22 protein-coding genes and 2 pseudogenes are annotated in these 24,268 nt (G+C 71.3%); 7 read left to right on the top strand and 17 right to left on the bottom strand.

Features of this window, described 5'->3' with window-relative positions:
- Positions 1–98 precede the first annotated feature (98 nt).
- On the top strand, positions 99–860 hold the full coding sequence (locus tag EDD92_RS08105; protein ID WP_123963678.1) for a GntR family transcriptional regulator: 762 nt from the start codon (positions 99–101) through the stop codon (positions 858–860).
- Between the two features lie 70 nt (positions 861–930).
- Here the strand turns inward: EDD92_RS08105 and EDD92_RS08100 are convergent, their stop codons facing one another.
- The 3 genes and pseudogenes from EDD92_RS08100 to EDD92_RS08090 all read right to left on the bottom strand — a co-directional run bounded on the left by EDD92_RS08100 (position 931) and on the right by EDD92_RS08090 (position 4,114).
- Positions 931–2,088, bottom strand: a complete 1,158-nt coding sequence (locus tag EDD92_RS08100) for an ROK family transcriptional regulator (RefSeq protein ID WP_123963677.1) — start codon at positions 2,086–2,088, stop codon at positions 931–933.
- Between the two features lie 190 nt (positions 2,089–2,278).
- Positions 2,279–2,942, bottom strand: a pseudogene (locus EDD92_RS08095) (response regulator).
- A gap of 14 nt (positions 2,943–2,956) precedes the next feature.
- Positions 2,957–4,114, bottom strand: coding sequence for a sensor histidine kinase (locus tag EDD92_RS08090; protein WP_123963676.1), 1,158 nt, complete (start codon positions 4,112–4,114; stop codon positions 2,957–2,959).
- A 107-nt stretch (positions 4,115–4,221) separates the two neighbouring features.
- Here EDD92_RS08090 and EDD92_RS08085 point away from each other — a divergent pair, with 107 nt between their 5' ends.
- Genes EDD92_RS08085 through EDD92_RS08075 form a run of 3 tightly spaced genes read left to right on the top strand, consistent with a single transcriptional unit; the run spans position 4,222 to position 6,322 of the window.
- Positions 4,222–5,142 (top strand): ABC transporter ATP-binding protein, encoded by a 921-nt coding sequence (locus EDD92_RS08085; protein WP_123963675.1) that lies wholly within the window; start codon positions 4,222–4,224, stop codon positions 5,140–5,142.
- A 2-nt stretch (positions 5,143–5,144) separates the two neighbouring features.
- Positions 5,145–5,867, top strand: a complete 723-nt coding sequence (locus EDD92_RS08080) for an ABC transporter permease subunit (protein ID WP_123963674.1) — start codon at positions 5,145–5,147, stop codon at positions 5,865–5,867.
- 41 nt (positions 5,868–5,908) lie between these two features.
- Positions 5,909–6,322: a hypothetical protein gene (locus tag EDD92_RS08075; RefSeq protein ID WP_123963673.1), complete on the top strand. Its 414-nt coding sequence runs from the start codon at positions 5,909–5,911 to the stop codon at positions 6,320–6,322.
- Here the strand turns inward: EDD92_RS08075 and mug are convergent.
- From mug to EDD92_RS08015, 12 genes and pseudogenes are all read right to left on the bottom strand, one after another.
- Complete coding sequence (gene mug / locus EDD92_RS08070; RefSeq protein WP_123963672.1) at positions 6,300–6,851, bottom strand: G/U mismatch-specific DNA glycosylase; 552 nt, start codon at positions 6,849–6,851, stop codon at positions 6,300–6,302. The genes EDD92_RS08075 and mug overlap by 23 nt on opposite strands.
- Complete coding sequence (gene purB / locus EDD92_RS08065) at positions 6,848–8,290, bottom strand: adenylosuccinate lyase (protein ID WP_123963671.1); 1,443 nt, start codon at positions 8,288–8,290, stop codon at positions 6,848–6,850. Before purB ends, mug begins: the two co-directional genes overlap by 4 nt.
- 377 nt (positions 8,291–8,667) lie before the next feature.
- On the bottom strand, positions 8,668–9,627 hold the full coding sequence (locus EDD92_RS08060) for a tyrosinase family protein (RefSeq protein WP_185123961.1): 960 nt from the start codon (positions 9,625–9,627) through the stop codon (positions 8,668–8,670).
- A gap of 139 nt (positions 9,628–9,766) precedes the next feature.
- Positions 9,767–10,663 (bottom strand): aminoglycoside phosphotransferase family protein, encoded by an 897-nt coding sequence (locus EDD92_RS08055; protein ID WP_123963669.1) that lies wholly within the window; start codon positions 10,661–10,663, stop codon positions 9,767–9,769.
- Positions 10,664–10,818: 155 nt separating this feature from the next.
- Positions 10,819–10,932 (bottom strand): annotated as a pseudogene (locus tag EDD92_RS50990) (TetR family transcriptional regulator); the annotation flags it as partial.
- Between the two features lie 278 nt (positions 10,933–11,210).
- On the bottom strand, positions 11,211–12,050 hold the full coding sequence (locus EDD92_RS08045; RefSeq protein WP_123963668.1) for an SGNH/GDSL hydrolase family protein: 840 nt from the start codon (positions 12,048–12,050) through the stop codon (positions 11,211–11,213).
- Positions 12,051–12,117: 67 nt separating this feature from the next.
- Positions 12,118–13,149 (bottom strand): hemolysin family protein, encoded by a 1,032-nt coding sequence (locus tag EDD92_RS08040; RefSeq protein WP_123963667.1) that lies wholly within the window; start codon positions 13,147–13,149, stop codon positions 12,118–12,120.
- Complete coding sequence (locus EDD92_RS08035) at positions 13,146–14,492, bottom strand: hemolysin family protein (protein ID WP_123963666.1); 1,347 nt, start codon at positions 14,490–14,492, stop codon at positions 13,146–13,148. Before EDD92_RS08035 ends, EDD92_RS08040 begins: the two co-directional genes overlap by 4 nt.
- 168 nt (positions 14,493–14,660) lie before the next feature.
- Positions 14,661–15,086, bottom strand: coding sequence for a GNAT family N-acetyltransferase (locus tag EDD92_RS08030; RefSeq protein ID WP_123963665.1), 426 nt, complete (start codon positions 15,084–15,086; stop codon positions 14,661–14,663).
- Positions 15,087–15,151: 65 nt separating this feature from the next.
- A complete protein-coding gene (locus EDD92_RS08025; RefSeq protein ID WP_123963664.1) occupies positions 15,152–16,030 on the bottom strand; it encodes an LLM class F420-dependent oxidoreductase in 879 nt (292 codons plus the stop codon).
- Positions 16,031–16,076: 46 nt separating this feature from the next.
- Positions 16,077–18,644: an ABC transporter permease gene (locus EDD92_RS08020; protein WP_123963663.1), complete on the bottom strand. Its 2,568-nt coding sequence runs from the start codon at positions 18,642–18,644 to the stop codon at positions 16,077–16,079.
- A 4-nt stretch (positions 18,645–18,648) separates the two neighbouring features.
- Positions 18,649–19,464: an ABC transporter ATP-binding protein gene (locus EDD92_RS08015; RefSeq protein ID WP_123963662.1), complete on the bottom strand. Its 816-nt coding sequence runs from the start codon at positions 19,462–19,464 to the stop codon at positions 18,649–18,651.
- A 198-nt stretch (positions 19,465–19,662) separates the two neighbouring features.
- On the opposite strand from EDD92_RS08015, the gene EDD92_RS08010 reads away from it, so the two are divergent.
- Positions 19,663–19,902 (top strand): toxin-antitoxin system HicB family antitoxin, encoded by a 240-nt coding sequence (locus EDD92_RS08010; RefSeq protein ID WP_123963661.1) that lies wholly within the window; start codon positions 19,663–19,665, stop codon positions 19,900–19,902.
- Positions 19,903–19,906: 4 nt separating this feature from the next.
- On the top strand, positions 19,907–20,281 hold the full coding sequence (locus tag EDD92_RS08005) for a fic family toxin-antitoxin system, toxin component (RefSeq protein WP_123963660.1): 375 nt from the start codon (positions 19,907–19,909) through the stop codon (positions 20,279–20,281).
- A gap of 9 nt (positions 20,282–20,290) precedes the next feature.
- Here the strand turns inward: EDD92_RS08005 and EDD92_RS08000 are convergent, their stop codons facing one another.
- Positions 20,291–20,986, bottom strand: coding sequence for a class I SAM-dependent methyltransferase (locus EDD92_RS08000; protein WP_123963659.1), 696 nt, complete (start codon positions 20,984–20,986; stop codon positions 20,291–20,293).
- Between the two features lie 80 nt (positions 20,987–21,066).
- Positions 21,067–21,753 (bottom strand): triacylglycerol lipase, encoded by a 687-nt coding sequence (locus EDD92_RS07995; protein WP_123963658.1) that lies wholly within the window; start codon positions 21,751–21,753, stop codon positions 21,067–21,069.
- A gap of 118 nt (positions 21,754–21,871) precedes the next feature.
- On the opposite strand from EDD92_RS07995, the gene EDD92_RS07990 reads away from it, so the two are divergent.
- Positions 21,872–24,259 carry a LuxR family transcriptional regulator gene (locus tag EDD92_RS07990; protein ID WP_260327290.1) on the top strand — a complete coding sequence of 796 codons (2,388 nt, stop codon included), beginning with the start codon at positions 21,872–21,874 and terminating at the stop codon, positions 24,257–24,259.
- The last annotated feature ends 9 nt before the right edge of the window (positions 24,260–24,268 follow it).

Raw genomic sequence — 24,268 nt, 5'->3', positions numbered from 1 at the left:
AGGGTTTGGGCCGCCCTATGGTCGCAGATAAGTGCAACAACCTTTAATAAACAAGGGCGCTAAAACGCCGCCGGACCACGGCGATTGCGGAGGACAGGGTGGGGACCACGCAGTTGGAATCGGTGCCGGAACCGAAGTACTGGCATCTCAAGACCGTGCTCAGTGAGGCATTGGACTCCGAGTTCTCCGTGGGCGAGATCCTGCCCAACGAACGCGACCTGGCCGCCCGCTTCGGCGTCGCGCGCGCCACGCTCCGGCAGGCCCTGGAGCAGCTCGAACTGGAAGGCAGGCTGCAGCGCCGCCGCGGTGTCGGGACGACCGTCGCCCCGCCGCGCGTGGGCGTCGCGGTCGGCGCCGAGCAGCACGCCTGGCCGGGGGCCTCCGGGGACGTCTGGCAGGCCGTCGACTGCACGCCCGCAGCCCCGCCTGCGGCCGTCGCCGCCGCACTGGAGACGGGCCCGGAGGACACCGTGTACACGGTGCGCCGCTCGCGCGTCTCCCACGGCCAGCCCGTCGCGGCGGAACTGCTCTACGTCCCGGAGTCGTCGGTGCCGGACCTCTCCGCCATAGACGCACCGTCGGGACCGGCACGCGCGCGTGCGGTGCTGCGTGAGCTGCAGCGCCTGGAGCTGGAGGGCCGGGAGAGCGCCGTCGAGCTCGGCTCCGCCCGCGCGGACGACGCCAGGGAACTGGACCGGCTCCCGGGGGCGCCCGTCCTCGTGGTCACCACCCGCTTCCTCGCCGACGGCCGCACCGCGGCACTCTCCGTCGCTACCTACCGTGCGGACACCTGCCGCCTGACCTTCGGCGACTCCGGCGGCGTGGAGATCCACCAGGGGCCCGAGCGCCAGGCCTCCTGAGCATCTGCTTCGCCCGACCTGCTGTGCCCCGGAACTCCACCGGGGCACAGCGCGTTGCGGCGCCGGTGGCTCAGCGCCGCGCCGTCACCGTGCCCTCCACCGCGAACAGCTGCTCCTCCACGTGGTCCAGGGCGAGCCGGAGCGCTCCCGTCGCCACCGCCGCCTCGCCCAGCAGCGACAGCGCCACCTTCGGCGGGCGCAGGCAGTAGCGCGCCAACTCGCGGCGCAGCGGCTCCAGTACGCCGTCCAGGCCGGCCGCCCAGCCGCCGACGACGACGAGTTCCGGGTCGAGCGCCAGGACCAGGGCGGCCACGTCGTGGACGAGCCGCTGGATGAAGCGGTCGACGGCCGCGCGGGCCCGCTGGTCGCCCTCGCGGGCCTGTGCGAAGACCTCGGCGACGGCCTGTTCGTCGAGCGGGTGCAGTGGCTCGTCCGTGGTGGACAGCAGCGTCTCCGGGGTCACCTCGCGGCCCAGCAGGTGCAGCGCGCCGATCTCGCCGGCCGCGCCGCCGTACCCCCGGTGCAGCTGCCCGCCGATCAGCGAACCGGCTCCCGGGCTCAGCCCTGCCAGCACGAACACCACGTCGTCGGACTCGGTGGCCGCGCCCTTCCAGTGCTCGGCGACGGCCGCGGCGTTGGCGTCGTTCTCGACCAGCACCGGGCACTTGAAGGACCGGCTCAGCCGCTCGCCGAGGCGCAGCCCGGTCCACTCGGGCAGCGCCGCGCACAGCCGCACCGTGCCGTCGGCCTCGACGATGCCGGGTGAGGCGACCCCCACGGCCCGCAGCGAGCCGCGGGCGACCCCGGCGCGGCGCAGCAGTTCGGCCACCGCGGTGCGCAGCCGCTCCAGGCGCTCGTCGGCCGGAGCGGTCTCGTCGACGTCCTTGGCGACCGAGCCGAGAATCCGGCCGTCCAGGTCGGCGAGGAGTGCGGCGACCCGGTGGGAGCCGATGTCCAGGCCCAGCAGATGCCCGGCCTCGGCCCGGAAACGGAAGCGCCGCGCGGGCCGCCCCTGCCGTCGCACCTCGCTCTCGTCGGCCGCCTTCTCGACGACGTAGCCCGCCTCGATGAGCCCCTCGACGACGCCCTCGACGGTCGGCCGGGACAGTCCGGTCACCCGGGTGATCTCCGTCAGTGTCGCCGCGTCCGTGGCACGCAGGGCGTGCAGCACCACCGCGGAGTTGATCCTTCGCAGCAGCGAGGGATCCCCGCCGGTCAGCCGCCCCAACGTCCCGTCCTTCCAGCTCGTGCGCGTGTTGGCCGGATCGTACAGGTCGCTCCGCTGGGTAGCGCCGCGTTGGGTCGTATTTCGTCTGCGGCGCCGTCGTGGCTGGTCGCGCCCACGCGACGGAGCCGCATATCGATACAGCCCCGCGCCCCTTCGGGGCGCTGCCCCTTGGGGGCTGCCCTCTTCCTGGTCAGCCTGGCGCCACGAAGCCCGACTCGTATGCCGCGATCACGGCCTGGGTGCGGTCCCGCGCTCCCAGCTTTGCCAGGACAGCGCTGACGTGCGACTTCACTGTCTCCGTGCCGACGATCAACCGGGCGGCGATCTCCGCGTTCGACAGGCCCCGGGCCATCAGTCGCAGCACCTCGGCCTCCCGCTCCGTCAGGCGGGCTCGTTCCATCGCGGCGCGGGCCGCTCTGTTTCCGTCGCCGTCGGCGTATGCGGCGGCCAGCTGTCGTACGGAGGCCGGGAACAGCAGTGACTCGCCCTCGGCGACCAGGCGCACCGCATGCACGATCTCGGACGGGCGGGCCCGCTTCAGCAGGAACCCGTCGGCGCCGGCTCGAAGCGCCTCGTACACGTACTCGTCGTTCTCGAACGTAGTCACCACGAGGATCTTCGGCGGCTCGTCGACCGTTCGCAGCACCGCGCGCGTGGCCTCGATGCCGTCCATCAGCGGCATCCGTACGTCCATGGCGACCACGTCGGGTCGCAGCCGCCGCACCAGGGGGATCACCGCCGCCCCGTCGGCCGCCTCCCCGACGACCTCGATGTCGGGCTGTGCCTCCAGCACGGCCCGCAGACCGGGCGCGTACGAGGGGTTCGTCGTCGACGAGGAGAACGGTCACCGGCATCCGGCCAGCGTAGATCAACTCAACGGCAGCTCCACATGTACCTGCCAGTCGCCCTCGTCCGGGCCGGTTCGCGCGCGGCCGCCGAGCAGCGCCGCGCGCTCACGTATGCCGCGCAGCCCGCTGCCCCGTCCCGGCCCCGGTATGCCGGCGGTCAGCGGATTGCGCACTTCCAGGACGAGCCTGCTGCCCGTGACCTCCACACGGACGCGCACGGGGACGGACCCCGCGTGCCGCAACACATTGGTCAGGGCCTCCTGGAGGATGCGATAGCCCTCCCGGGAGACCGGGCCGGGTATCGACTCCAGCGGACCCGACACCTCCATGTCGATCTTCGCCCCGGACGTGCGCGCGGACTCCAGGAGACGGTCCGCCTCGGCCAGCGTCGGACGGCTGCTCACCGGCCGGTCCGCCTCGCGCAGCACGCCGAGCACCCGCTCCAGGTCCTCCAGCGCGGCCCGCCCGGTGTCCTCGATGGCAGTCAGGGCCCGGTCGGTGAACTCCGGGTCGCCCGCCGCGCGGGCCGCACCCGCCTGGACGACCGCCACCGTCAGGGCATGGCCGATGGAGTCGTGCAGCTCGCGGGCGATGCGGTTGCGCTCCAGGAGCTGATCCGTGCGCTCCTCCAGGGCCGCGAGACGCTCGGCCGCCGACGGGCCGAGGAGCCGGCGCGCCACGGCGGTGACCAGCTCGCCCAGGCCGACCACGGCCCCGTAGAGCGCGAGGAGCGGCAACGGCACCAACAGGGCGTACACCCAGTGTGGTTGGGCCTCGTTCAACAGGGGGACGGCGTCGCCCGGTGCGTGGCCGAGTGCGATGCGGACCAGTTCGTAGACCAGGGCCGGCAGCCAGACGCAGCTCGCCGTCGCCACCGCGCCCAGGCCCATCCGCACCTCGAGCCACAACACGGTGCGCAGCCGGTCCCGCCATGTAGCGGACGGGTTCACGGAGATCCCCGAATCCTGCTCGCCCGGCGTCAGCAGCAGCCGCGCCTGCACACCCTCGCCCATCCGCACGGCAGGAATGAGCCCGACCGGGACGAGGACAGCCGCGGGTATCCAGGGCGTCGACATGTCGATGAACAGCCACACGCTGACGACGAGCATCGGCACCCACAGGTGCAGCAGGCGTGTGTACGTCGTCCCCCGGAGCAACGGGCGCAGAAGGCGGGCCATCTCGTCATCGTGCCAGCCGCCCCTGACAACGGACCTCCCCCGCGCGGGGGAGTCGCTCTCCACCGGCGGGGGAGGAGATCACCCCGCCGAGCGGCGACGCTGCTGCCATGACCAGCATCGACGTCCAGAACCTCACCAAGGAGTACGGCAGCAGGCGCGCCGTGGACGATCTGACCTTCAGCGTCCGCCCCGGCCGTGTCACCGGCTTCCTCGGCCCCAACGGCGCCGGAAAGTCCACCACCATGCGGCTCGTCCTCGGCCTCGACCGTCCCACCTCCGGCTCCGCCACGATCGGCGCCCGCCCCTACGCCGCACTGCACGAACCCCTGCGGCACGTCGGCGCCCTGCTCGACGCGCAGGCCGCGCACGGCTCCCGTACCGGCCGCGACCACCTGCGCACGCTGGCGGCGAGCAACCGCATCCCGCAGCGCCGGGTCGACGAGGTGCTCGCGGAGACCGGGCTCGCATCGGTGGCGCGGCGCCGCGTGAAGACGTACTCCCTCGGCATGCGCCAGCGCCTGGGCATCGCCGCCGCGCTGCTGGGCGAACCCGAGGTGGTCATGCTCGACGAACCCTCCAACGGCCTCGACCCCGAAGGCATCATCTGGATCCGCGCGTTGCTGCGTCGGCTCGCGGGTGAGGGCCGTACGGTCCTGGTCTCCAGCCACCTCATGAACGAGACCGCGTCCTTCGCCGACCACCTCGTCGTCCTGGGGCGCGGACGCCTGCTGGCCGACACCCCGATGCGGGAGTTCATCGACGCGCGCGTGCAACCGCGCGTGCGGATCCGGACGACGGACCCCACGTCGCTCAAGAGCACGCTCGCCCGGCACGGCCACGACGCCGTCGAGCACGAGGACGGGCACTGGATCGTCGACCACGCACGTGTGGACGACATCGGACGCCTCGCTTCCGCCGCCGGTGTGCCTCTCCTTGAACTGGCGGCGGAGGAGGGCACCTTGGAGCAGGCCTATCTGGATCTGACCGGCGCAGAGACCGAGTTCACCGCACAGCACCAGGAGGCCTGACCATGGAATTCACGCCCGTGCTCCACTCGGAGTGGCTCAAGATCCGTACGCTGCGCTCACTCGTCGGCGGTCTGGCAGCCGTCCTGCTCGCCACCACCGCGTTCTCGGCACTCGCCGGAACCGACAGCGAAGGAGCGACCTTCGACCCGCTGTTCTCGGTGTTCTTCGGCGTCGGTTTCGGGCAGATCGCGGCGATCGCGTTCGGCACGACCGCCGTGTCGTCCGAGTTCCGGGGCGGCGCCCTGCGCGTCACGCTGGCCGCGGTGCCGCGGCGCGGCCGGTGGTTCGTCGCCAAAGCGGTGGCGATCGCCGTCCCCGTGCTGGGGGTCGGTCTTATGACGGGAGGTGTGAGCCTCGCTGTCGGCAAGGCGGTTCTCGGGACGAAGGCGGACGGGCTGACCTGGGGCGAGGAACTGCGCGGAGTCGTCGGCTGCGCCGTCTATCTGACGCTGATGGCGTTGCTCGCGGCGGGACTGACGGCCGTGCTGCGCAGCGGCGTCGCCACGCTGAGCATCCTGATCCCGTTCCTGCTCATCGTCTCCTTCGTCATCGGGGACATGTCCGGCTCCGTGGCGGACGTGCTGCCGGACCGCGCCGGGCAGGTGGTGTTCCACGAGACGTGGGACGGCGCGCTCGGGCCGTGGACCGGGCTTGGGGTGACGGGGCTGTGGGCGGCGGCCGCACTGCTGGCGGGGGCGTGGAGCATCAGGCGTCGGGACGCCTGACACCTCACCAATTGTCAGTGCCAGACGCTTTACTGGATCACATGGACATCGCGAAGGACCTGGCTCTGACCGACCTGCTGTGCACCGAGGACTTTCCGGCGGAGCACAGCAGGCTGCGGTTCGCCACGGGGGGACCCGGCTACTTCATAGCCCCGTTAGGGACTGGTTCCTGGCCGAGTGCCGACGATTTGTACGCCTACGAGGCCGCCCTGGTGCAGCGATACAAGGAGAGATGGGGAGAGGGGTCACGTTGGGGCGGCGTGACGCTCCAGGAGCGGCGCAGTCGGGGAGAGGACATACCCGAACCCTGGGACGTGCTCAGCACTCGCGCCGACGACCTGCGTACCTGGGAAGCGACCGGCACAGGACGCTGGGTCAACCTGGCTGTCGCCGACCGCAACACCGAGGAGGAGCCGGAACTCCTCCTCATGGTCACTGAGATAGACCCGCCCTGACCCGCAACCGCCCGAACTCCTCGGCCATCGTCTCCACCGTCCAGTGCGCATTCAGCCCGCTCGGATTCGGCAGCACCCACACCCGCGTCTCATCGAACGTCCGCTCCTGCGGCCCCACCTGGGCCCTGCGGTCGTCGAACGCCGCCCGGTACGCGGTGACTCCCACCACCGCCAGCCAGCGCGGCCGCAGCCGTGCCACCTTCAGCGCCAGCAGCCGTCCGCCCTCGCGGTATTCCTCCGCACCGAGCTCGTCGGCCCGCGCCGTCGCCCTGGCCACGACGTTCGTGATGCCCAGCCCGTACGACAGCAACTCGCTCTGCTCCGACGGCTTCATGAGCCGCGGGGTGAAGCCCGACCGGTGCAGCACCGGCCAGAAGCGGTTGCCGGGGCGGGCGAAGTGATGTCCTGTAGCCGCCGTCATCAGGCCGGGATTGATGCCGCAAAAGAGCACAGAAAGGCCGTCCGCGACCACGTCCGGGACGAGGCGGTCGCGGGCGGCCTCCAGTTCCGCCGCCGTGAAGCGGGTCAGAGGATCGCCCCCGGCGTGTAGCCCGCGGCCTCCGGGTGCTGCTTGACGATCTCCTCGACGCGGGCGACGACCGCGGCGACCTGGTCGGCGGCGGCACCGGTGAAGGACAGCTTGTCGGCCATCAGCGCGTCGAGCCCGGCGCGGTCGAGCGGGATGCGCTCGTCGGCGGCGAGCTTGTCGAGGAGCTCGTTGCGCTCGGCGCCCTGCTCGCGCATCGCCAGGGCGGACGCGACAGCGTTCTCCTTGATGGCCTCGTGCGCCAGCTCACGGCCGACACCCGCGCGCACCGCGCCCATCAGCACCTTGGTCGTGGCCAGGAAGGGCAGGTAGCGGTCCAGCTCACGGGCCACGACCGCCGGGAACGCCCCGAACTCGTCCAGCACCGTCAGAAACGTCTCCAGCAGACCGTCCAGCGCGAAGAACGCGTCCGGCAGCGCGACCCGGCGGACCACCGAGCAGGACACGTCGCCCTCGTTCCACTGGTCGCCGGCCAGCTCGCCGGTCATCGACGCGTAGCCGCGCAGGATGACCATCAGGCCGTTGACGCGCTCGCAGGAGCGGGTGTTCATCTTGTGCGGCATCGCCGAGGAGCCGACCTGACCCGGCTTGAAGCCTTCGGTCACCAGCTCGTGCCCGGCCATCAGCCGGATCGTCTTGGCCAGCGAGGACGGCGCCGCCGCCAGCTGCACCAGAGCGGTCACGACCTCGTAGTCGAGGGAGCGCGGGTAGACCTGGCCGACGGAGGTGAAGGCCTGCGAGAAGCCCAGGTGTCCGGCGATCCGGTTCTCCAGATCGGCCAGCTTGCCCGCGTCGCCGCCCAACAGGTCCAGCATGTCCTGCGCCGTGCCGACCGGGCCCTTGATACCGCGCAGCGGGTAGCGGCCGAGGAGCTCCTCGACCCGGCCGTAGGCGACGAGCAGCTCGTCGGCGGCGGTCGCGAAGCGCTTGCCGAGCGTGGTGGCCTGCGCCGCCACGTTGTGGGAGCGGCCGGCCATGACCAGCTCGCCGTACTCGCCCGCCAGCTTGCCCAGGCGCGCCAGGACCGCCACCGTGCGGTCGCGCATCAGCTCCAGGGAGAGCCGGATCTGCAGCTGCTCGACGTTCTCGGTGAGGTCGCGGGAGGTCATGCCCTTGTGTACGTGCTCGTGCCCGGCGAGGTCGTTGAACTCCTCGATCCGTGCCTTCACGTCGTGCCGCGTGACCTTCTCGCGCTCGGCGATCGAGGCCAGGTCGACGGTGTCGAGGACACGCTCGTAGTCGGCGATCGCCGCGTCCGGCACCTCGATGCCGAGGTCCTTCTGGGCCCGCAGCACGGCGAGCCAGAGCTGCCGCTCCAGCTTCACCTTCTGCTCGGGCGACCAGAGCGTGGCGAGCTCGGCGGAGGCGTAGCGTCCGGCGAGGACGTTCGGGATGCGGGGCTTGGCGGGCGCAGAAGTCACGTAGACGGATTCTACTGGCGATTCGTGCAGGCCAGCGCCACGGGTGCGTTCGGCGGAACCTACGAGACCTGCATCACGCCAGGGCTCCGCCCGGAATGTTCTCGCCCGCGCCGCCCCTTCCCGTCCCGACCCGGGGGCCGGCCCCCGGACCCCCGCTCCTCAAACGCAGGAGGGGCTCAATTTGTTCTTTTCAGCCCGTCCGGCGTTTGAGGACGAAGCCGTTCAGGCCGAAAGCGGGGGTCTGGGAGCGGCAGCCCCCAGGGTCGGGACGGGAAGGGGCGGCGCGGGCGACACTCTTACGCCGCCGGTCCCACCTGGGGCGGAGGGCGCGTACGCATGGCCCTCAACCAAGATCGAGAACAAGTTCAAAGACTCACCTACGGTGCCAGAGCGGTGTCGTAGCTGCGCGGGGTGACGATGCTGGGATCGAGGGAGTCCTTGAAGCTCGCCAGTTTCTCCGGCGCGCACCAAGGCCGGGTCTTCACCACGTTCGTGATCACGCCGGTGGCGGAGGTCTGTGCATCGGGGCCGGACCAGGGTTCCAGCGGGCTGAGGATCCCCCACTTGGGATGTTCGGACGTCACGTCGCCGGAGCCGGTCGTGTTGCCCCAGGCCCCGTACACCCGGGCTGGGTCCAGACGCTCCGGATGGGCAGGATCGCGCTGCCACATCGCGAACAGCCGGTCCACATTGGAGTGCAGCAGGAACACGAACGGGTCGCGGAAGGACTGGTGCGGGTCGGTCAGCGTGCCGCCTGGACCACCGATGTACGAGTGCATGGCGGCGTGCAGGATATTGATGAGGCGATTGAATTCCGGGAAGTCGGGAGCGCCGAGCGCAGCCCGGTCTTCGCGGGGCAGGACGAGAGGAGCGCTGACGCCGACCTGGCGGATGATCTCCTTGGGGGGATCGGCCGGGTTGAGGGTGGTGTCGCGATCCTCGGCCGTGTCGGGGTTGTAGAAGCCGCTGTCGCGCCAGAACTGCCCGGCGAGCCCGTTCGCACTGCCCATGAACTCGGGGGTGAACAGCGGTGCCGGGTCCTTGGTCCAATCCCAGTAGTGCAGCGAGAGCTGGGAGTTCACGTCGCGGATCAGGTCCTCGAAGCGGTTGACGATCTCTCGGTGCCAGGGCAGGAACGCCGGGCAGTTGTGGACGTGGGTGCTCTGATGGATCTCGTCCTGCTTGAACCAGAAACTCACCCCACCGGGGACCGGCAGGTCGGTCTTGCTGCCGGGGTAGAAGTGACTGTTCAGCGCGGCGATCGCGTCCCGAAGCAGCTGTCGCTCCGAATCCGGGACGTCCAGGAGGTTTCTTCGGATGCCGTCGCCGAGTGCCATGGGAACCAGCCTTTCCGAACAGCTTTGAGGCGAGCAGCAAGAAGGTATGCCGTCGAACTGCATTTCAGGTGCAGGGCCGTCCAGACACGCGCGGGAGCCAACAGATAGATCTTCCCTCGGGGGCAGCAAAGAAGTGGCATCAAACGCCCTTCAGAACACGATCAAGTGCCGCCCGGCCTGCAGGTCCCCAGTGCGGCTTGCCGCCGGGAAGACCCCGATCTCCGTTCTGCCCCATGAGCATCAGGAAGAGGCTCTTCATGGCGGCCAGCCCGCGGGCGCGCCGGATCGCCGCCTCGTCTGCATGCGCGTACATGTCGAAGAACCGTGAGGCCGTGCCCGCGGGTAGCAGCACCCATGCGGCGGCGAGATCCCACGCCGGATCGCCGGCGAACATGTCGCCGAAGTCGACGATGCCCGAGAGCGTTCCGTCCGAGACGACGACATTCGCGGGATGGAGGTCGCCGTGCACCCACACCGGCGGCCCCTCCCACGCGTGGGCCGCAACGGCGTCGTCCCAGACGGCCCGGACGTCGGCAGCGATGTCGTCGGGGGCAACGGCCTGGAAGAAGTTCTCGAAGCCCTCCGTGTAGCTTCCGGGATGGCCACCGCGGTACCTACCGGTGGGCGCCTCGGCGGGCGCCTCCACGTGGAGTGCCCGGAGGAAGCCTGCCAGTGTGTCGGCCGCGTGGTCGCCGCGGCTGATCGAGCCGTGGTCCAGCGGCTCGCCGGGAACCCACGTCATCACGGTCCAGTGCTTGGGGAAGCGCTCGGACGGTTCGCCGAACCGCACCGGGGTCGGCACCGGGAGCGGCAGGCGTGGGGCCAGCACGGGGAGCCACCGCCGCTCCTTGCGCTGGGGCTCTGGGGTGGGGTCCATGCGCTGCATGCGCACGGCCAACTCGTTCCCGAGCCGCCACATTTGGTTGCCCCAGCCGCCCGGCACCTCGCGGATGGCCAGCCCGGCAAGATCTGGATGTTGCTCCTGCAGCAGGTCGCGTACCAGGTCTGCGGTGATCTCGATCTCGGTGTCGGTCATGCGAAGTCACAGTACTGAGGCGGCAGGCGGAGTCTTGATGACCGGGTCGACCCTTTGGAGCGCTGGTTCCTTCTTCCCATCCCCACTCGTGGCGGCAGTCGAGGAAGGTGAGGTGCGTGGGCACCGACTCCGTCGTGCTGTGTGCGATGCGGAAAGCGTTCGCCGGCGCGATCGAGCATGGACTGCAGTTGCCGGGTGCGTTCAGCGAGGAGGTCGTCACCCGCCTGCAGGCCCTGCTGACCGGTGCTCGACAGAGCGACGGCCAGGCGCACCAACCGACCTTGGCCGGGAGACGTCCCGCCGCCGTCGATAAGCGGTGCTCATGCGGTTCAGGGTGGCCCTGTAACGGACTTCCAGCTCGTCGGACGACTTGGCCATCCCGCTTCCCTTCGGCACGCTCGGGCGGCGTGGAGCGGGAGGCTGCGATGCCAGCCCCGGATCGCTGAACAGATGCCAGCCGCGACTCGCCGAACAACAGCGGGCGATGGCAGGAAGGGAGGCGGCGCCCCGCGCTTGATCGGTGCAAGGCAGCCGGTCGGGCTCCGGGTCAGGGCTCCATCCGTCGCCAGTCCGTCACAGGGCCGGGGTTTGTGTGGTTCGGAGGGGTGACCCAGAAGGCTTTGCCCAGCTCAGCGCTGAAGTGGACGCCTGTCCGGCCGTCACCGGAGGAGCGGCCCGTCAGCCGGCGGCCGATCCACGGCAGCAGGTGCTGCCGGGCGAAGCGGACGTCCGCCACCCGTCGGCTGGCCCACCCCGGAGGCGGCGTCACCGCGGGCGGTGTGTGCCACTCGGTGTCCTCGGGGTCGTAGCCGAGCGTCTGCCAGACGGCCTCGGCGACCCGGCGGTGCCCCTCGGCCGTCAGGTGCAGCCGGTCCACGTCCCACAGGCGCGGGTCGGCGAGCGAGGGGGCCCCGTACAGGTCGACGACCACCGCGCCGTGCTGCTGGGCCAGCTCGTCGACGGTGGCGAAGAGCTCCTCCATGCGCGGGCGGAAGCGCTCCAGGACCGGTCCCTGGCGGCCCGGGCTGCGCATCAGCACCAGCTGCTTGCAGGCCGGGGCCAGCCGCTCCACGGCCTCGGTGAGCAGGTCCCGTACCCGTCCCATGTCGCACTTGGGCCGCAGGGTGTCGTTGAGGCCGCCCACCAGCGTGATCACGTCGGGTTGCATGGCGGCGGCCACGTCGACCTGCTCGTCGACGATCTGCCCGATCAGCTTGCCGCGCACCGCGAGGTTGGCGTACCGGAACCCGGGGTTGACGGCGGCCATCCGTGCGGCGAGGAGATCGGCCCAGCCCCGGTAGGAGCCGTCCGGCAACAGGTCCGACATGCCCTCGGTGAAGGAGTCGCCGACCGCGACCAGACTGGTGTGTATGGGGTTCTTCTGCATGGCGGAAGAGATGGTATCCCGGTGCCATACCCGCCGGTCGGTCGGCCCTGCTCCTTCGTCGGGCGGCTCAGGTCCGCTGCCCGAACAGCTCCTGCAGCACGTCCTCCATGGTCACAAGACCGGCCAGCCGGCCGTCACCGCCGAGCACGGCCGCCAGGTGTGTACGGCTGCCGCGCATGGCCGTGAGCACGTCGTCCAGCGGTGTGCCCTCCCGCACGCGTGCGATGGGACGCATGTCCTGCACCCGGAACGGCACGTCCCGGCCGGGGGCGTCCAGCGCGTCCTTGACGTGCAGATAGCCGACGATGCGGCGGCCCTCGTCCACCACCGGGAAGCGGGAGAAGCCCGACTGGGCCGACAGCCGCTCCAGCTCCTCCGGGGTGACGCCCACGCGCGCGTAGACGACGCCTTCCAGTGGGAGTACGACGTCGCGCACGGGACGGCGGCCCAGTTCCAGCGCGTCGTGCAGCCGCTCCAGCGCGCGGTCGTCGATCAGTCCCGCCTCGCCCGAGTCCCGTACGATCCGGGCCAGCTCGGCGTCCGAGAAGGTGGCCGCGACCTCGTCCTTGGTTTCCACCCGCAGCAGCTTCAGGAGGGTGTTGGCGAAGGCGTTGATCGCGAAGATCACCGGGCGCAGTGCCCGCGCCAGGGCGACCAGCGGCGGCCCGAGCAGCAGTGCGCTGCGCACCGGCTCCGCGAGCGCGATGTTCTTCGGCACCATCTCGCCGAGCAGCATGTGCAGATACGTCGCCAGGGTCAGCGCGATCACGAAGGACACCGCGTGCCCCGCGGACTTCGGCACGCCCACGGCGTGGAACACCGGCTCCAGCAGATGCGCGATGGCCGGTTCCGCGACCACACCCAGGACCAGCGTGCACAGTGTGATGCCGAGCTGCGCGGCCGCCATCAGCGCGGACACGTGCTCAAGGCCCCACAGAACGCTCTTGGCCCGCCGGTCGCCCTCCGCGTTTCCTTCCCTTCCTTCCAGGGCCTGCTCGATCTGCGCACGCCGTACGGAGATCAGCGCGAACTCGGCGCCGACGAAGAAGGCGTTGACGACGAGGGTCGCAAGGCCGATCAGCAGCTGTACGGCGGTCACTTCGTGCCCTCCCGGTTCGTCGTCCCGTCCACCGTGTCGTCGAGTGGTGCGTGCATCAGCACCCGTGCGGCCCTGCGCCCGGAGGCGTCCACCACGTCGAGCCGCCAGCCGGTGACCTCGACGAAGTCGCCCACGGCCGGGATGTGGCCGAGCTCCGTCGCGACGAGGCCGGCCAGCGTCTCGTACGGCCCCTCCGGCGCCCTGAGGCCGACGCGCACGAGCTGGTCCACCCGCGCCGAGCCGTCGGCCGAGAACAGCGCGCGGCCCGCGTCGTCGCTGCCCGCGGGGGCCAGGTCGGGTGTCTCGTGCGGGTCGTGCTCGTCCCGTACCTCGCCGACGACCTCCTCGACGATGTCCTCCAGCGTGGCCACGCCCGCGGTGCCGCCGTACTCGTCGATGACGACGGCCATGGTGCGCTTGCCGGACAGCCGGTCGAGCAGCCGGTCGACGGTCAGGGTCTCGGGGACGAGGAGCGGCTCACGCATCAGTTCGGAGACACGGGTGTGGGTACGGCGGTGGGCAGGTATCGCCAGGACGTCCTTGATGTGCGCGGTGCCCACGACCGAGTCGAGGCTGCCGCGGTAGACCGGGAAGCGGGACAGCCCGGTCGCCCGGGTCGCGTTCGCCACGTCCTCGCAGGTGGCCTGGACTTCGAGGGCGATGACCTGGACACGGGGCGTCATCACGTTCTCCGCGGTCAGGTCGGCGAGGTTCAGGGTCCGTACGAACAGCTCCGCGGTGTCCGCCTCCAGGGCGCCCGCCTTGGCGGAGTGCCGGGCCAGCGCGGCCAGCTCCTTGGGGCCGCGCGCCGAGGCCAGCTCCTCGGTGGGCTCCAGGCCGAAGCGGCGCACGACGTGGTTCGCCGTGTTGTTGAGGTGGCTGATGAAGGGGCGGAAGGCGGCACTGAACAGGCGCTGGGCGTTGCCCACGCGCTTGGCGATGGCCAGCGGCGAGGAGATCGCCCAGTTCTTGGGCACCAGCTCGCCGACGACCATCAGGAAGACGGTCGACAGGGCCGTACCGAGCACCAGGGCGAGTGAGCTCGCCGCCGAACTGGAGATGCCCAGGGCCTCCAGCGGGCCCGCGATCAGCTTGGCGATCGACGGTTCGGCGAGCATGCCGACGACGAGGTTGGTGACGGTGATACCGAGTTGCGCACCGGAGAGCTGGAACGTCAGGCTGCGGACGGCCTTGAGGGCGCCCGCCGCACCCCGCTCGCCTCGCTCCACGGCCCGCTCGAGCTCGGCCCGCTCGACCGTGGTCAGCGAGAACTCGGCCGCGACGAAGGCGCCGCAGGCGAGCGACAGCAGGATCGCCACCAGCAGGAGGAGCACTTCGGTCATCGGGTCACCTCCGTCCCATCGTCGGACAGGGGCGGGAGGAACGCGCGATGTCGTGTACTGCGCGTACTACTGGGAGGCTCGCCCATGGGCGGACGCTCACACCTTTCATTGGAGGGCCGGAACGGATCCGGATACGGTCCTTCAATTGTAAAGGATCGGCAAAGGCTGTCAGGGTGTGAGGTGCTTCACCCAGCGCCGCCAGTGGTCCTCGGGCGTGTACCCGGCCGCCCGCCAGGCATGCTGCCCGGTCTCGTTGCGCACCAGCACCATCGCGTCCCCGCGCCGTCCCCCGAGCTCTACGAACCGTTCCTCCGCCGCGGCCAGCAGCGCCGAGCCGATGCCCTGGCGGCGGCGGTCCGGGTGCACCGCCAGCCGGTACAGATGGCAGCGCCAGCCGTCGAAGCCGGCGATCACCGTGCCGACGAGTTCGCCGTCCCGTTCGGCCAGGATCAGTGCCTCGGGATCGCGGACGACCAGCCGCTCCACGCCGTCCCGGTCGTCGCTGATGCTCGTGCCCTCGGCGGCCACCTTCCAGAAGGCGAGGACGGTGTCGAGGTCGGCGGCCGTCGCGGCCCGTATCTGCAGTTCGGTCATACGGTGATCCCAGCACGCATCCCCGTCCCGGACCCGGAATTCCAGCATCCGGACGGACGGGACGGTCAGTGCCCGCCCAGCTCCGCGACGACCGGCGCGAACGCCTCCATGTACGGCTCCAGGACCGTCAGATACGAGAATCCGTACCGCTCGCGCTGGGCCAGCACCTGGGCGACGATCTCGTCCACGGTGCCGACCAGCAGGATCGGCAGCCCCAGTGCCCCCTCCACGGTCGCTCCGGGCACCCGCTCCACCAGCGGCCGGACCGCGGCGGCGCGATCCTCGGTCACGACCACCCGTTGGATGAGCAGGTTCAGTTCGGCCGGCTCCTTGCGGCCTTCGGCCAGCAGCAGGTAGCGCGCCACGCTCTCTTCGAGTTCCCCTGCCCCGACCGGCAGGAGCTGCCCCGTGGTGCTGCCCGGCGCCAGGCGCGCGCCCGTGAACGCGGCGATGTCCGCGTGCCCGGCGGTGAGCCTCAGCGTTCGCTCGCCGTTGCCGCCGATCATCAGCGGCACCCGTTGCGAGTGGGGGAGTTCCCCGGAGCCGAGCAGCCGTTCCAACTCCTCGATCGTGCGCTGCAGATGGTCCACGCGCTCGCGCGGAGAGCCGAACGGCAGCCCGGCCGTGTCGTGTTCGGCCCGTACGTAGCCGGTGCCAAGGCCGAGTTCGAGGCGGCCGCCGGTCAGGGCGTCCGTGGTGGCCACCTCGCGGGCGAGCAGCGTGGGGTTCCAGAAGCCCGCGTTGAGCACGGCCGTGCCCAGCCGCGGCCGTTCGGTGACCGCGGCCGCGGCGACCAGCGCCGGGAACGGCGCGACCATACCGAGGTGGTCGGGGACCTGGATCACGTCGTAGCCGAGTTCCTCGGCCCGGCGGCACTTGGCCTGCCACTCCTCGGCGGGCGCGGGGTCGAGCAGGTTGACACCGAAACGGAACGGACGCGGCATGAACTCTCCTCACCGATACGGGACTTGAGCCTGTGCCGCGATTCCATCACTCGTGCGCGATGGCCGCCAGCACATTCATGCGGGATGCACGCAACGCGGGCAGCAGTGCAGCCACGATGCCCACCACCGCGGAGCCGATCACCACCGCGACGATCGTGGTCCACGGGATCGCGAGCGCCTTCATCCCCTGCAGCGCCAGCACCTGCTGGGTGCACACGCCCCACACCAGACCGAGCGCGAGCCCCAGGACCGCGCCGAACACCGCGATCACCACCGACTCCAGCCGGATCATCCGGCGCAGCTGGCGCCGCGCGAGCCCGATGGCCCGCAGCAGCCCGATCTCCCGGGTCCGCTCCACCACCGACAGGGCGAGGGTGTTGACGACGCCGAGCACCGCGATGATGATCGCCAGCCCCAGCAGCGCGTACACGAGGTAGAGCAGCACGGCGATCTGGTCGTGCACCAGCTTCTTGTAGTCGGCCTGGTCGCGGGCCTGGACCTGCGGATACGGCTTGAGCGTGTGCTCCAGGTTCTTGCGCAGCTGGTCGGCGCTCGTGCCGGAGGCCTTGTTGACGTACAGCGCGGAGTCCTGCCCGCCGGGCACGTACTTCTCGACCGTCGTGATCCCGAAGAACAGCCCGCCCTGCATGCCGAAGCCCTCGGCCTGGTCCTGGTCGGTGAGGGCGCCGACCTTCAGCTCGGTCCTCCGGCCGGCCGGGAACTCGACGGGGATCGTGCTGCCGATCCTGACGTCGTGCTTCTTCGCGAACTTGACGTCCATGGCGATGCTGCCGCCCGCCAGCGCCGCCGCCGTGTTCCCGGCCGCGTAGGTCACATGGGCGACGTCGTCCACTCCGTCGTCGTAGCCCGCGGCCGTCGTCTCGATGCGCTTGCCGTCCGGGAGGCGTACCGCGACCGGCGCGAACCGCTGCCGTACGACGAGGCCGACGCCCGGCGTGGAGCGCACCTTGTCGGTGACCTCCTTGTTGAAGGGCACGAAGTTGGTGTTCTGGACGATGAAGTCGGCGCCCAGCGTCTTGTCGATCTGCTGGTCGAAGGACTTCGACATGGAGGCGCTGGCCACGGACATGCCGCCGACCAGGGCGAGGCCCACCATGAGGGCGGCCGCGGTGGCGCCGGTGCGGCGGGGGTTGCGCAGTGCGTTGCGCTGGCTCATGCGGCCGATCGAGCCGAAGAGGGCCGGGAAGGCGCCGCCGAGGACCCGGATCACGGGCCGGACCAGGAGCGGGCCGGCGATGACGGTCGCGATCAGCGTCAGGACCACGCCGAGGCCCAGCAGCGATGCCGACGATGCCGTCTTCGTCGCCGTGGCGCAGCCGACGAGGGCCGCCGCGCCGAGCGCTCCCACGACCGAGCCGACGATCGCACGCACCCTGAGCGGCTTGCCGATGCCGGCGATCTCGGCGTCCGCGAGCGCGGCCATCGGCGAGACGCCCGCCGCGCGCCGGGCCGGCAGATAGGCCGCCACGAAGGTGACGCCGACCCCGACGACGTACGCCGCCACGGGAGTTCCCCACCCCACGACCATCTCCGTGGTCTTGAGGTTCATCCCGAACACGCTCATCAGCTTGATCAGCCCGGCCGCGAGCCCGATGCCCGCCGCCAGGCCCAGCGTCGAGCCGACCAGGCCTAGCAGGATCGCCTCGGTGAGCACGGACCGCCGCACCTGCCGCCGGTCGGCGCCCAGGGCCCTGAGCAGGCCCAGCTCGCGGGTGCGCTGGGCGATCAGCATGGCGAAGGTGTTGACGATGAGGAAGATGCCGACCAGGACGGCGATCCCGGCGAAGCCGAGCATCACGTACTTGATGACGTCGAGGAAGCCGCCGAGGTCCGAGGCGGCCGACTTGGCCTGCTCGTCGGCGGTCTTCACGTCGTAGGTGCCGGTGTCGACCACTGCGGCGACACGGCTCTTCAGCTGGGCGTCGCTCACGCCCGTCGCCGCGTTCGCCTGGATGCTGGTGGCCTTGTCCGCCGAGCCGAGCAGCTGGGCCGCCGCCGTCTTCGGGTCGAGGAAGACCAGGGCAGCGCCCGGGTTGGTCGTGGTGAAGGTCGCGATACCGACGACCCTGACCTTGAAGGTGCCCGGCTGGGCGAGCACGGTCAGGGTGTCGCCGATCTTCACGTGCTTCTTGTCGGCGGTGTCGGCGTCCAGGAGCGCCTCGCCGCCGCCCTGCGGGGCGTGGCCCGAGGTCAGTTTCACGGGGCTGCGGTCGGTGAGGTACCAGTCGGAGGCGATGGTGGGCGCCCCGGTGGTGGGGCCGACCGACTTGTTCCTGCTGTCGACGACCGTGATGTTCTGGACACTGACATCGGCATGGGTCGAGGCGACCCCGTCGACCTTCGCCACCCGCGCCGCGAGCGAGGCGGGCACGGTCTCGGCCGCCCCCGTCGGCACCTGGGACCTGAGGTCCTGTTTCGGCTCCACGGTCACATCGGCCGAGGTGGAGTGGAAGAGCCGGTCGAAGGTGCGGGTGACCGTGTCGGAGAAGATCAGGCTGCCCGCGACGAACGCCACGGACAGGATGATCGCCAGCGCGGAGAGCAGCAGCCGCCCCTTGTGGGCGAGGAAGCTGCGGAGCGTCGCCTTGAGCACGGTGTCAGTCCTCCTCGGCGGGAGCAGTGCTCTCGTCGAACTGGCTGCGGATCACGTCGAATCGCTTCATTCGTTCCAGCACGGCTTCCGCCGTCGGCCGTTCCATCTCGTCGACGATCCGTCCGTCGCCGAGGAAGAGCACCAGGTCGGAGTGGGCGGCGGCGCCCGGGTCGTGGGTGACCATGACGACGGTCTGGCCGAGGCTGTCGACGGCCTCGCGCAGGAAGGCGAGCACCTCCAGCCCGGCCCGTGAGTCGAGGTTGCCGGTCGGCTCGTCCGCGAAGATCAGCTCGGGCCGGGAGGCCAGCGCCCGTGCGCACGCCACCCGCTGCTGCTGGCCGCCGGACAGCTGGGAGGGCCGGTGCTTGAGGCGGTCACGTAGCCCGAGGGTGTCGATGACCTGGTCCAGCCACTTCTCGTCGGGCTTCTTGCCCGCGATGTCCATGGGCAGGGTGATGTTCTCGGCGGCGTTCAGTGTCGGGATGAGGTTGAAGGACTGGAACATGAACCCGATCCGGTCCCGGCGCAGCCGGGTCAGCTCGCGCTCCTTCAGCCCCGTGATCTCGGTGTCGCCGAGCCACACCTGGCCGGCCGACACCGAGTCGAGCCCCGCCAGGCAGTGCATCAGCGTGGACTTCCCGGACCCCGACGGCCCCATCACCGCCGTGAAGCGGCCGCGCGCGATGTCCACGTCCACCGAGTCCAGGGCCAGCACGGTCGTCTCGCCCGAGCCGTACGCCTTGGTCAGACCGCGGGCGCGGGCCGCGATCCCGTCGGCCGACGCATGGCCGGGGGCGTGCTCCGCAGCTGCTGTGGACAACGCTGCCTCCTCGCTCGCTCGGAGTGTCGACTCCTCCGTCCCGGCCGAGCGTAGTGTGATCCCGCCCACATCGGATATCCACCAAAGGTCCCGGGTGGTCTCCACCGCAGGTCGGGTCCCTGGTTCCGATGTAAGGGGCACGCTCCACCCGTGGGAGGAGCTCTTGTCGTGCTAGCGCTTCAGCGCTAGCTTCGAGGTATGGCGAAGACCCAGCTGAACGTGAGAGTGGACGAGGGCACGGCCCGTGCCGCTCGCGAGCGCGCTCTGGCCCGCGGCATGAGCGTCAACCGCTACATCGAGGAACTCGTGAGACAGGACACCGGGGAGGTCGGCCAGACCTTCGTCGAGGCCGCCGCCGACTTCATGAAGCAGTACGAGGCGGTCTTCGCCGAGGAGTTCGCCGGCGAGGACGAGGGCCTGCGCGAAGGTCGCCGCTGATCCCTTGAGCAACCTCAGCATCGATCTCGCCTGGCTTCTCATGCTCGCCGAACAGAAGACGCCCGGAGACCCCCAGGTCACCGACTGGGGTGCCCTCGTCGCGGCCGTAGCGCGCCACGAGGCCGAGATATTCGACGTCCCCGTCTACGACGACCCGCACGCACGCGCCGCGGCTCTGCTCCAACTCCTCATCCACATCCCTGCGCTGGAGCGCTCGAACGCCCTCTTCGCCTCGGCGGTCGCATACGCCTACCTTGTCGCCAGCGGCCTCAGGGTCACCACTTCGCCGGTGCAGGTGCGCGACCTGGCCCGCCTGGTCAAGAAGGGCAGTGCCACGGTGTACGACATCGCGGCGGAGCTGCGCAGCTGGACCATGTGAGCAGGGCGTTCAGGTGGCGGTCCCGCCGGGCTCCGGCCGCCACGCCGTGCCCAGCACGCAGTACGAGGTGGGCAGCCTCGGCCCCGTCGCGGGCATCAGCAGCCGCCGGTAGGGCCCGAGCTCGAACCCGGCCTCGCGCAGCGCGGCGACCGGGTCGCGGGCCAGATGGCAGCCGCCGTTGAGGGGCGGCCACAGCGTGCGGTCCAGGGCGCGCTGGGTGAAGGTCATCGCCGGGCCGCCGCCGCGGCCGTGCTCGAAGAACCGCACGACGCCGCCGGGCCGCAGCACCCGCCGTATCTCCGCGAGCGCGCGCGGCACGTCCCGCACACTGCACAGCACCAGCGAGATCACCGCAGCGTCGAAGGCCTCGCTCTTGACGGGCAGTGCCTCCGCGGCGCCCGGCGCGACATCCACGGGCAGTTCGCAGCGGCGGGCGGCGTCGAGGGCCAACTGCCGCAGCCGGCGCTCCGGTTCGATCGCCACGACCTCCGAGACGGTGCGTGGATAGTGCGCGAAGTTCAGTCCGTTGCCCGCGCCGATCTCGATCACCCGCCCGGACAGTCCGGACAGGAGCCGGTCGCGGACGCCGCCCATTCCCAGCCGGGTCTCGGCGGTCACGCTGATCCGGGCGTAGTAGCGGGCGAACAGCGGATGGTGCACGGGATCCCGCGCCACCTTCGTGGCGCCCGGGGACCGTAGCGGCATGAGGACCTCCTCGACAGGACGGGCCTACCGCGATTCTCCCCCGTACGGGCCCCGCGCACCCCCGCGGGTTCAGACGCGGCTCACGAGACGAAGCCACGCACCTGTTCGTACACGCCGTGGTCGTTGTTCATGTCGGTGTGCGAGATGCAGCCGGCGTCGACGTTGGCCGCGCCGTTCAGGAGCGCCGAGCTGTTCGGGACGACCGCGTCGTCGCAGTCCGACCAGTAGCTCGCATAGGACACGGCGCCCGGTGTCTCGTCCCCCGAGTTCAGGGCGGTCAGATACGAACTGCCGATCTGCATCTCCTTGCAGGACGTGTACAGCCACGCGCACCACGAGGCGACGGACGTGCCGTGGTTCACCCCGGCGACCGAGACGAAGTCGTCGACGTACGAGGTTCCGCCGAGGTTCTTGAGGTAGTAGCGGGAGCTGAGCACACCCATCGAGTGGGCGACGATGTCGACCTTGGACGCGCCGGTCTTCGCCAGCACGTTCTTGATCTCGGTGGCCAGCTGCTGCGCGGTGGTGGAGTTGGACTGCCCCCAGTCGTACGACCACGCGTACAGCTCGGAGGACGAGTAGCCGTCCGCCTCGAAGTCCGCGATCCAGTCGTTCCAGCTGCTCGAGTCGCTGCTCAGGCCGTGCACGAACACGATCGGGTTGTGGGTCGCCGCCTGAGCGGGGGTGGCGGAGAGGGAGAGGGACAGCAGGAGCGATGCGACCACGGCCGAGAATGCCGTGGCGATACGACGCTTGTGGCGCTGCATGGTGCCTCCTGACACGGGTGGGGTCGCCAGGAGTGTCGGCTCGGGTCTACGCGCGACGCATCGGCGAAATCGCCGGTCTTTACGGTTCAATTAACTCGCCAGTAACGTCAGTTGAGTGGTGACTCCGGTGAACCCCCCTCCTCTCGACCGCACTTCGCCACCGCAGCGCACGACGTCCGGGCTTCCCGAGGGCGTCCGCGTACGGGTCCTGCACGCCGTCTACGGTGATCCGCGCGCCGCCGCCGAACTCGTACCGCTGCTGACCGACCGCCAGTCGGCGGGCCTCGATCCGCTGCCCACGGAACCCTCCGCACTCGCCCCCGGTCTGCTGCGTGCGCACCGTGCGGAGATCCGGGCCCTCCCGGACGACACCCGCCTGCTCCTGCTGCTCGCCGCGGCGGACCAGTACCCGGTCGCCACCCACGCCTTCCTGCGCGCCGTCGCGGCCGTCCGTCTGGACACCCGCCCGCTGGAAGCGGCCGAGGCGGCCGGGATCGCGCAGTCGGGAGCGGGCGGCGTCGTCTTCCGGGACGCCTGGACGAGGATCGCGGCGTACGAGACGGGCTCCCCGGCGGACCGCCGCGACGTCCACCGCCTGCTGGCGCGCGTTCTGCACGGCGCCGGTGAAACACCCCGCCGCTCCTGGCAGCGGGGCGCGGGCGCCCTCGGCCCGAGCGCCCGCCTGTCGGCGGAACTGCGCACCGCAGCGGAACAGGCCCGCGCCGCGGGCCAACTCACCCTGACCCGAGCCCTGTTGGAACGCGCCGCCACCCTCAGCCCCACCCCGTCCGAGCAGTCCCGCCTCCGGGCCCGCGCCGCCACGGCCGCCTGGCACGCGGGCGACGCGGACCGCGCCCGCCGACTGGCGGCCACTGCCACCCCCGACGACGGACTGACGGGCCTGTTCGCACTCCGCGCGGGGAACGCGACGGAAGCTTTCGATGCGTTGCTGACGGCGGTTGTTCAGGGGGGTGACGGGGAGGACGGCCAGGGGAGTTCCCCGGCGGGAGGGAACACGTACCCACGCGTTCGGCGGGAGCTGCGGGGTGCCGGTGAGGGGAACGGCGTGCGGGGCCGGGAGGGCGGGGGAGCGCCGGGCACTGCACAAGCGCCGCGCGGCGCGGGAGCAGGTCGCGGTCGGCCGGCCTCCGGCGCCGCTGCACGGGCCACCACGGCCCCGGTGGCCTCCGCGCCCGCTCCCCACCTCCTCGCCCGCGCCACCGAAGCCGCCATCTACACCGGTGACCTGCGTCGCTGCCGGGAGGCCGCCGCGCTGGCCGGGCGGCTGGGGATCGGGGTGCCCGGCACGTTGGGCGGGCTCGTCGCCGCCTTTGAGGGGCGGTACGAGGATGCGAGAGGACTGCTGGAGGCGGCGGCCGGGCGGTGCGGGCCGGGAGGCGACCCCACCCTGCTGGTGCACGCCGGTATCGCCGCGCTGATGCTCGGTGACCACACCCGGGCCGCCACCGCCACCGTCCGGGCGGCCGCCTCGGCCCGGGCGCGGGGCGCGACCGCCACCGTGGCACAGGCGCTGGAGTTCCGCGCCTACGCCGACTTCTGGACCGGGCGCCCACAGACCGGCGCGGCCACCGCCACGGACGCCCTGCGGCAGGCGTACGCCACCGGGCAGGACAACGGAGCCTGCCATCTGCAGGCCGCCCTCGCCATGTTCGCGGCGGTCACCGGCGACGCAGCCACCTGCCGCGAACGTGCCGCAACCGCACGGTCCTACGCCCTCGCCCGTGGCCTCGGCCTGCCCGCCGCGCTCGCCCAGTGGGCGCTCGCCTTCCTCGACCTCGCCGACGGCCGCTTCGCGGGAGCTGCGGCCCGGCTGCGCGCCCTCGCCGGCTTCGGCCCGGGCCACGGCCACCGCGCCATCCGCCACCTGGCCACCCCGCACTACGTCGAGGCCGCCGTACGTACCGGCGACACTCGCGTCGCCCGGGCCGCACACGCCGACTACCACCGCTGGGCGAGTGCCGTGTGCAGCGTCGACGACCTGGCCCTCAGCGCGCGCTGCCGCGCCCTGCTCGCGCCCGGCGCCGAGGCCGTCGAGCACTACCGCACGGCACTCGACCTGCACGCGCGGGGCGACCGCGACTTCGAACGCGCCCGCACGGAGCTGCTGTTCGGCAGCGCGCTGCGCCGGCTGCGCCGCCGCACGGAGGCCCGCGACCGGCTGTACAGCGCCCTGGAGGCGTTCGAGTACTTCGGTGCTCCGCACTGCGCGACGCAGGCCCGCGCCGAACTCCGCGCGCTGGGCGCTCCCGCCCTGCCCGCCCCCGCCCGCGGCCGCAACGACGACCCCATCACGCGCCTGACGGCCCAGCAGCTGCTGATCGCCCGCATGGCCGCCGACGGCGCCACCAACCGCGAGATCGCCGCCCGCTTCGCCCTGAGCCCTCGTACGATCGACCACCATCTGCGCGGCGTGTTCAGCCGGTTGGGCATCCGCTCACGGATCGACCTGGTACGGCTGCTCGGCGACGGCGGGCACGCGCAATGACATGGTGCC

Origin of the sequence: Streptomyces sp. TLI_185 (assembly GCF_003814765.1) — a bacterium.
GTDB lineage: Bacteria > Actinomycetota > Actinomycetes > Streptomycetales > Streptomycetaceae > Streptomyces.
The sequence above is the reverse complement of the archived record's forward strand: the minus strand, read 5'-3'. Positions and strand labels throughout refer to the sequence as shown.

What these genes read in the sequence shown, in the direction of transcription:
- EDD92_RS08055 (WP_123963669.1), bottom strand. Translation starts at nt 10,663, where the DNA reads ATGACCGACACCGAGATCGAGATCACCGCAGACCTGGTACGCGACCTG.
- EDD92_RS08010 (WP_123963661.1), top strand. Translation starts at nt 19,663, where the DNA reads ATGGCGAAGACCCAGCTGAACGTGAGAGTGGACGAGGGCACGGCCCGT.
- EDD92_RS08000 (WP_123963659.1), bottom strand. Translation starts at nt 20,986, where the DNA reads ATGCCGCTACGGTCCCCGGGCGCCACGAAGGTGGCGCGGGATCCCGTG.
- EDD92_RS08060 (WP_185123961.1), bottom strand. Translation starts at nt 9,627, where the DNA reads ATGGCACTCGGCGACGGCATCCGAAGAAACCTCCTGGACGTCCCGGAT.
- EDD92_RS08080 (WP_123963674.1), top strand. Translation starts at nt 5,145, where the DNA reads ATGGAATTCACGCCCGTGCTCCACTCGGAGTGGCTCAAGATCCGTACG.
- EDD92_RS08075 (WP_123963673.1), top strand. Translation starts at nt 5,909, where the DNA reads ATGGACATCGCGAAGGACCTGGCTCTGACCGACCTGCTGTGCACCGAG.
- EDD92_RS07995 (WP_123963658.1), bottom strand. Translation starts at nt 21,753, where the DNA reads ATGCAGCGCCACAAGCGTCGTATCGCCACGGCATTCTCGGCCGTGGTC.
- EDD92_RS08030 (WP_123963665.1), bottom strand. Translation starts at nt 15,086, where the DNA reads ATGACCGAACTGCAGATACGGGCCGCGACGGCCGCCGACCTCGACACC.
- EDD92_RS08085 (WP_123963675.1), top strand. Translation starts at nt 4,222, where the DNA reads ATGACCAGCATCGACGTCCAGAACCTCACCAAGGAGTACGGCAGCAGG.
- EDD92_RS08035 (WP_123963666.1), bottom strand. Translation starts at nt 14,492, where the DNA reads ATGACCGAAGTGCTCCTCCTGCTGGTGGCGATCCTGCTGTCGCTCGCC.
- EDD92_RS08045 (WP_123963668.1), bottom strand. Translation starts at nt 12,050, where the DNA reads ATGCAGAAGAACCCCATACACACCAGTCTGGTCGCGGTCGGCGACTCC.
- EDD92_RS08025 (WP_123963664.1), bottom strand. Translation starts at nt 16,030, where the DNA reads ATGCCGCGTCCGTTCCGTTTCGGTGTCAACCTGCTCGACCCCGCGCCC.
- EDD92_RS08090 (WP_123963676.1), bottom strand. Translation starts at nt 4,114, where the DNA reads ATGGCCCGCCTTCTGCGCCCGTTGCTCCGGGGGACGACGTACACACGC.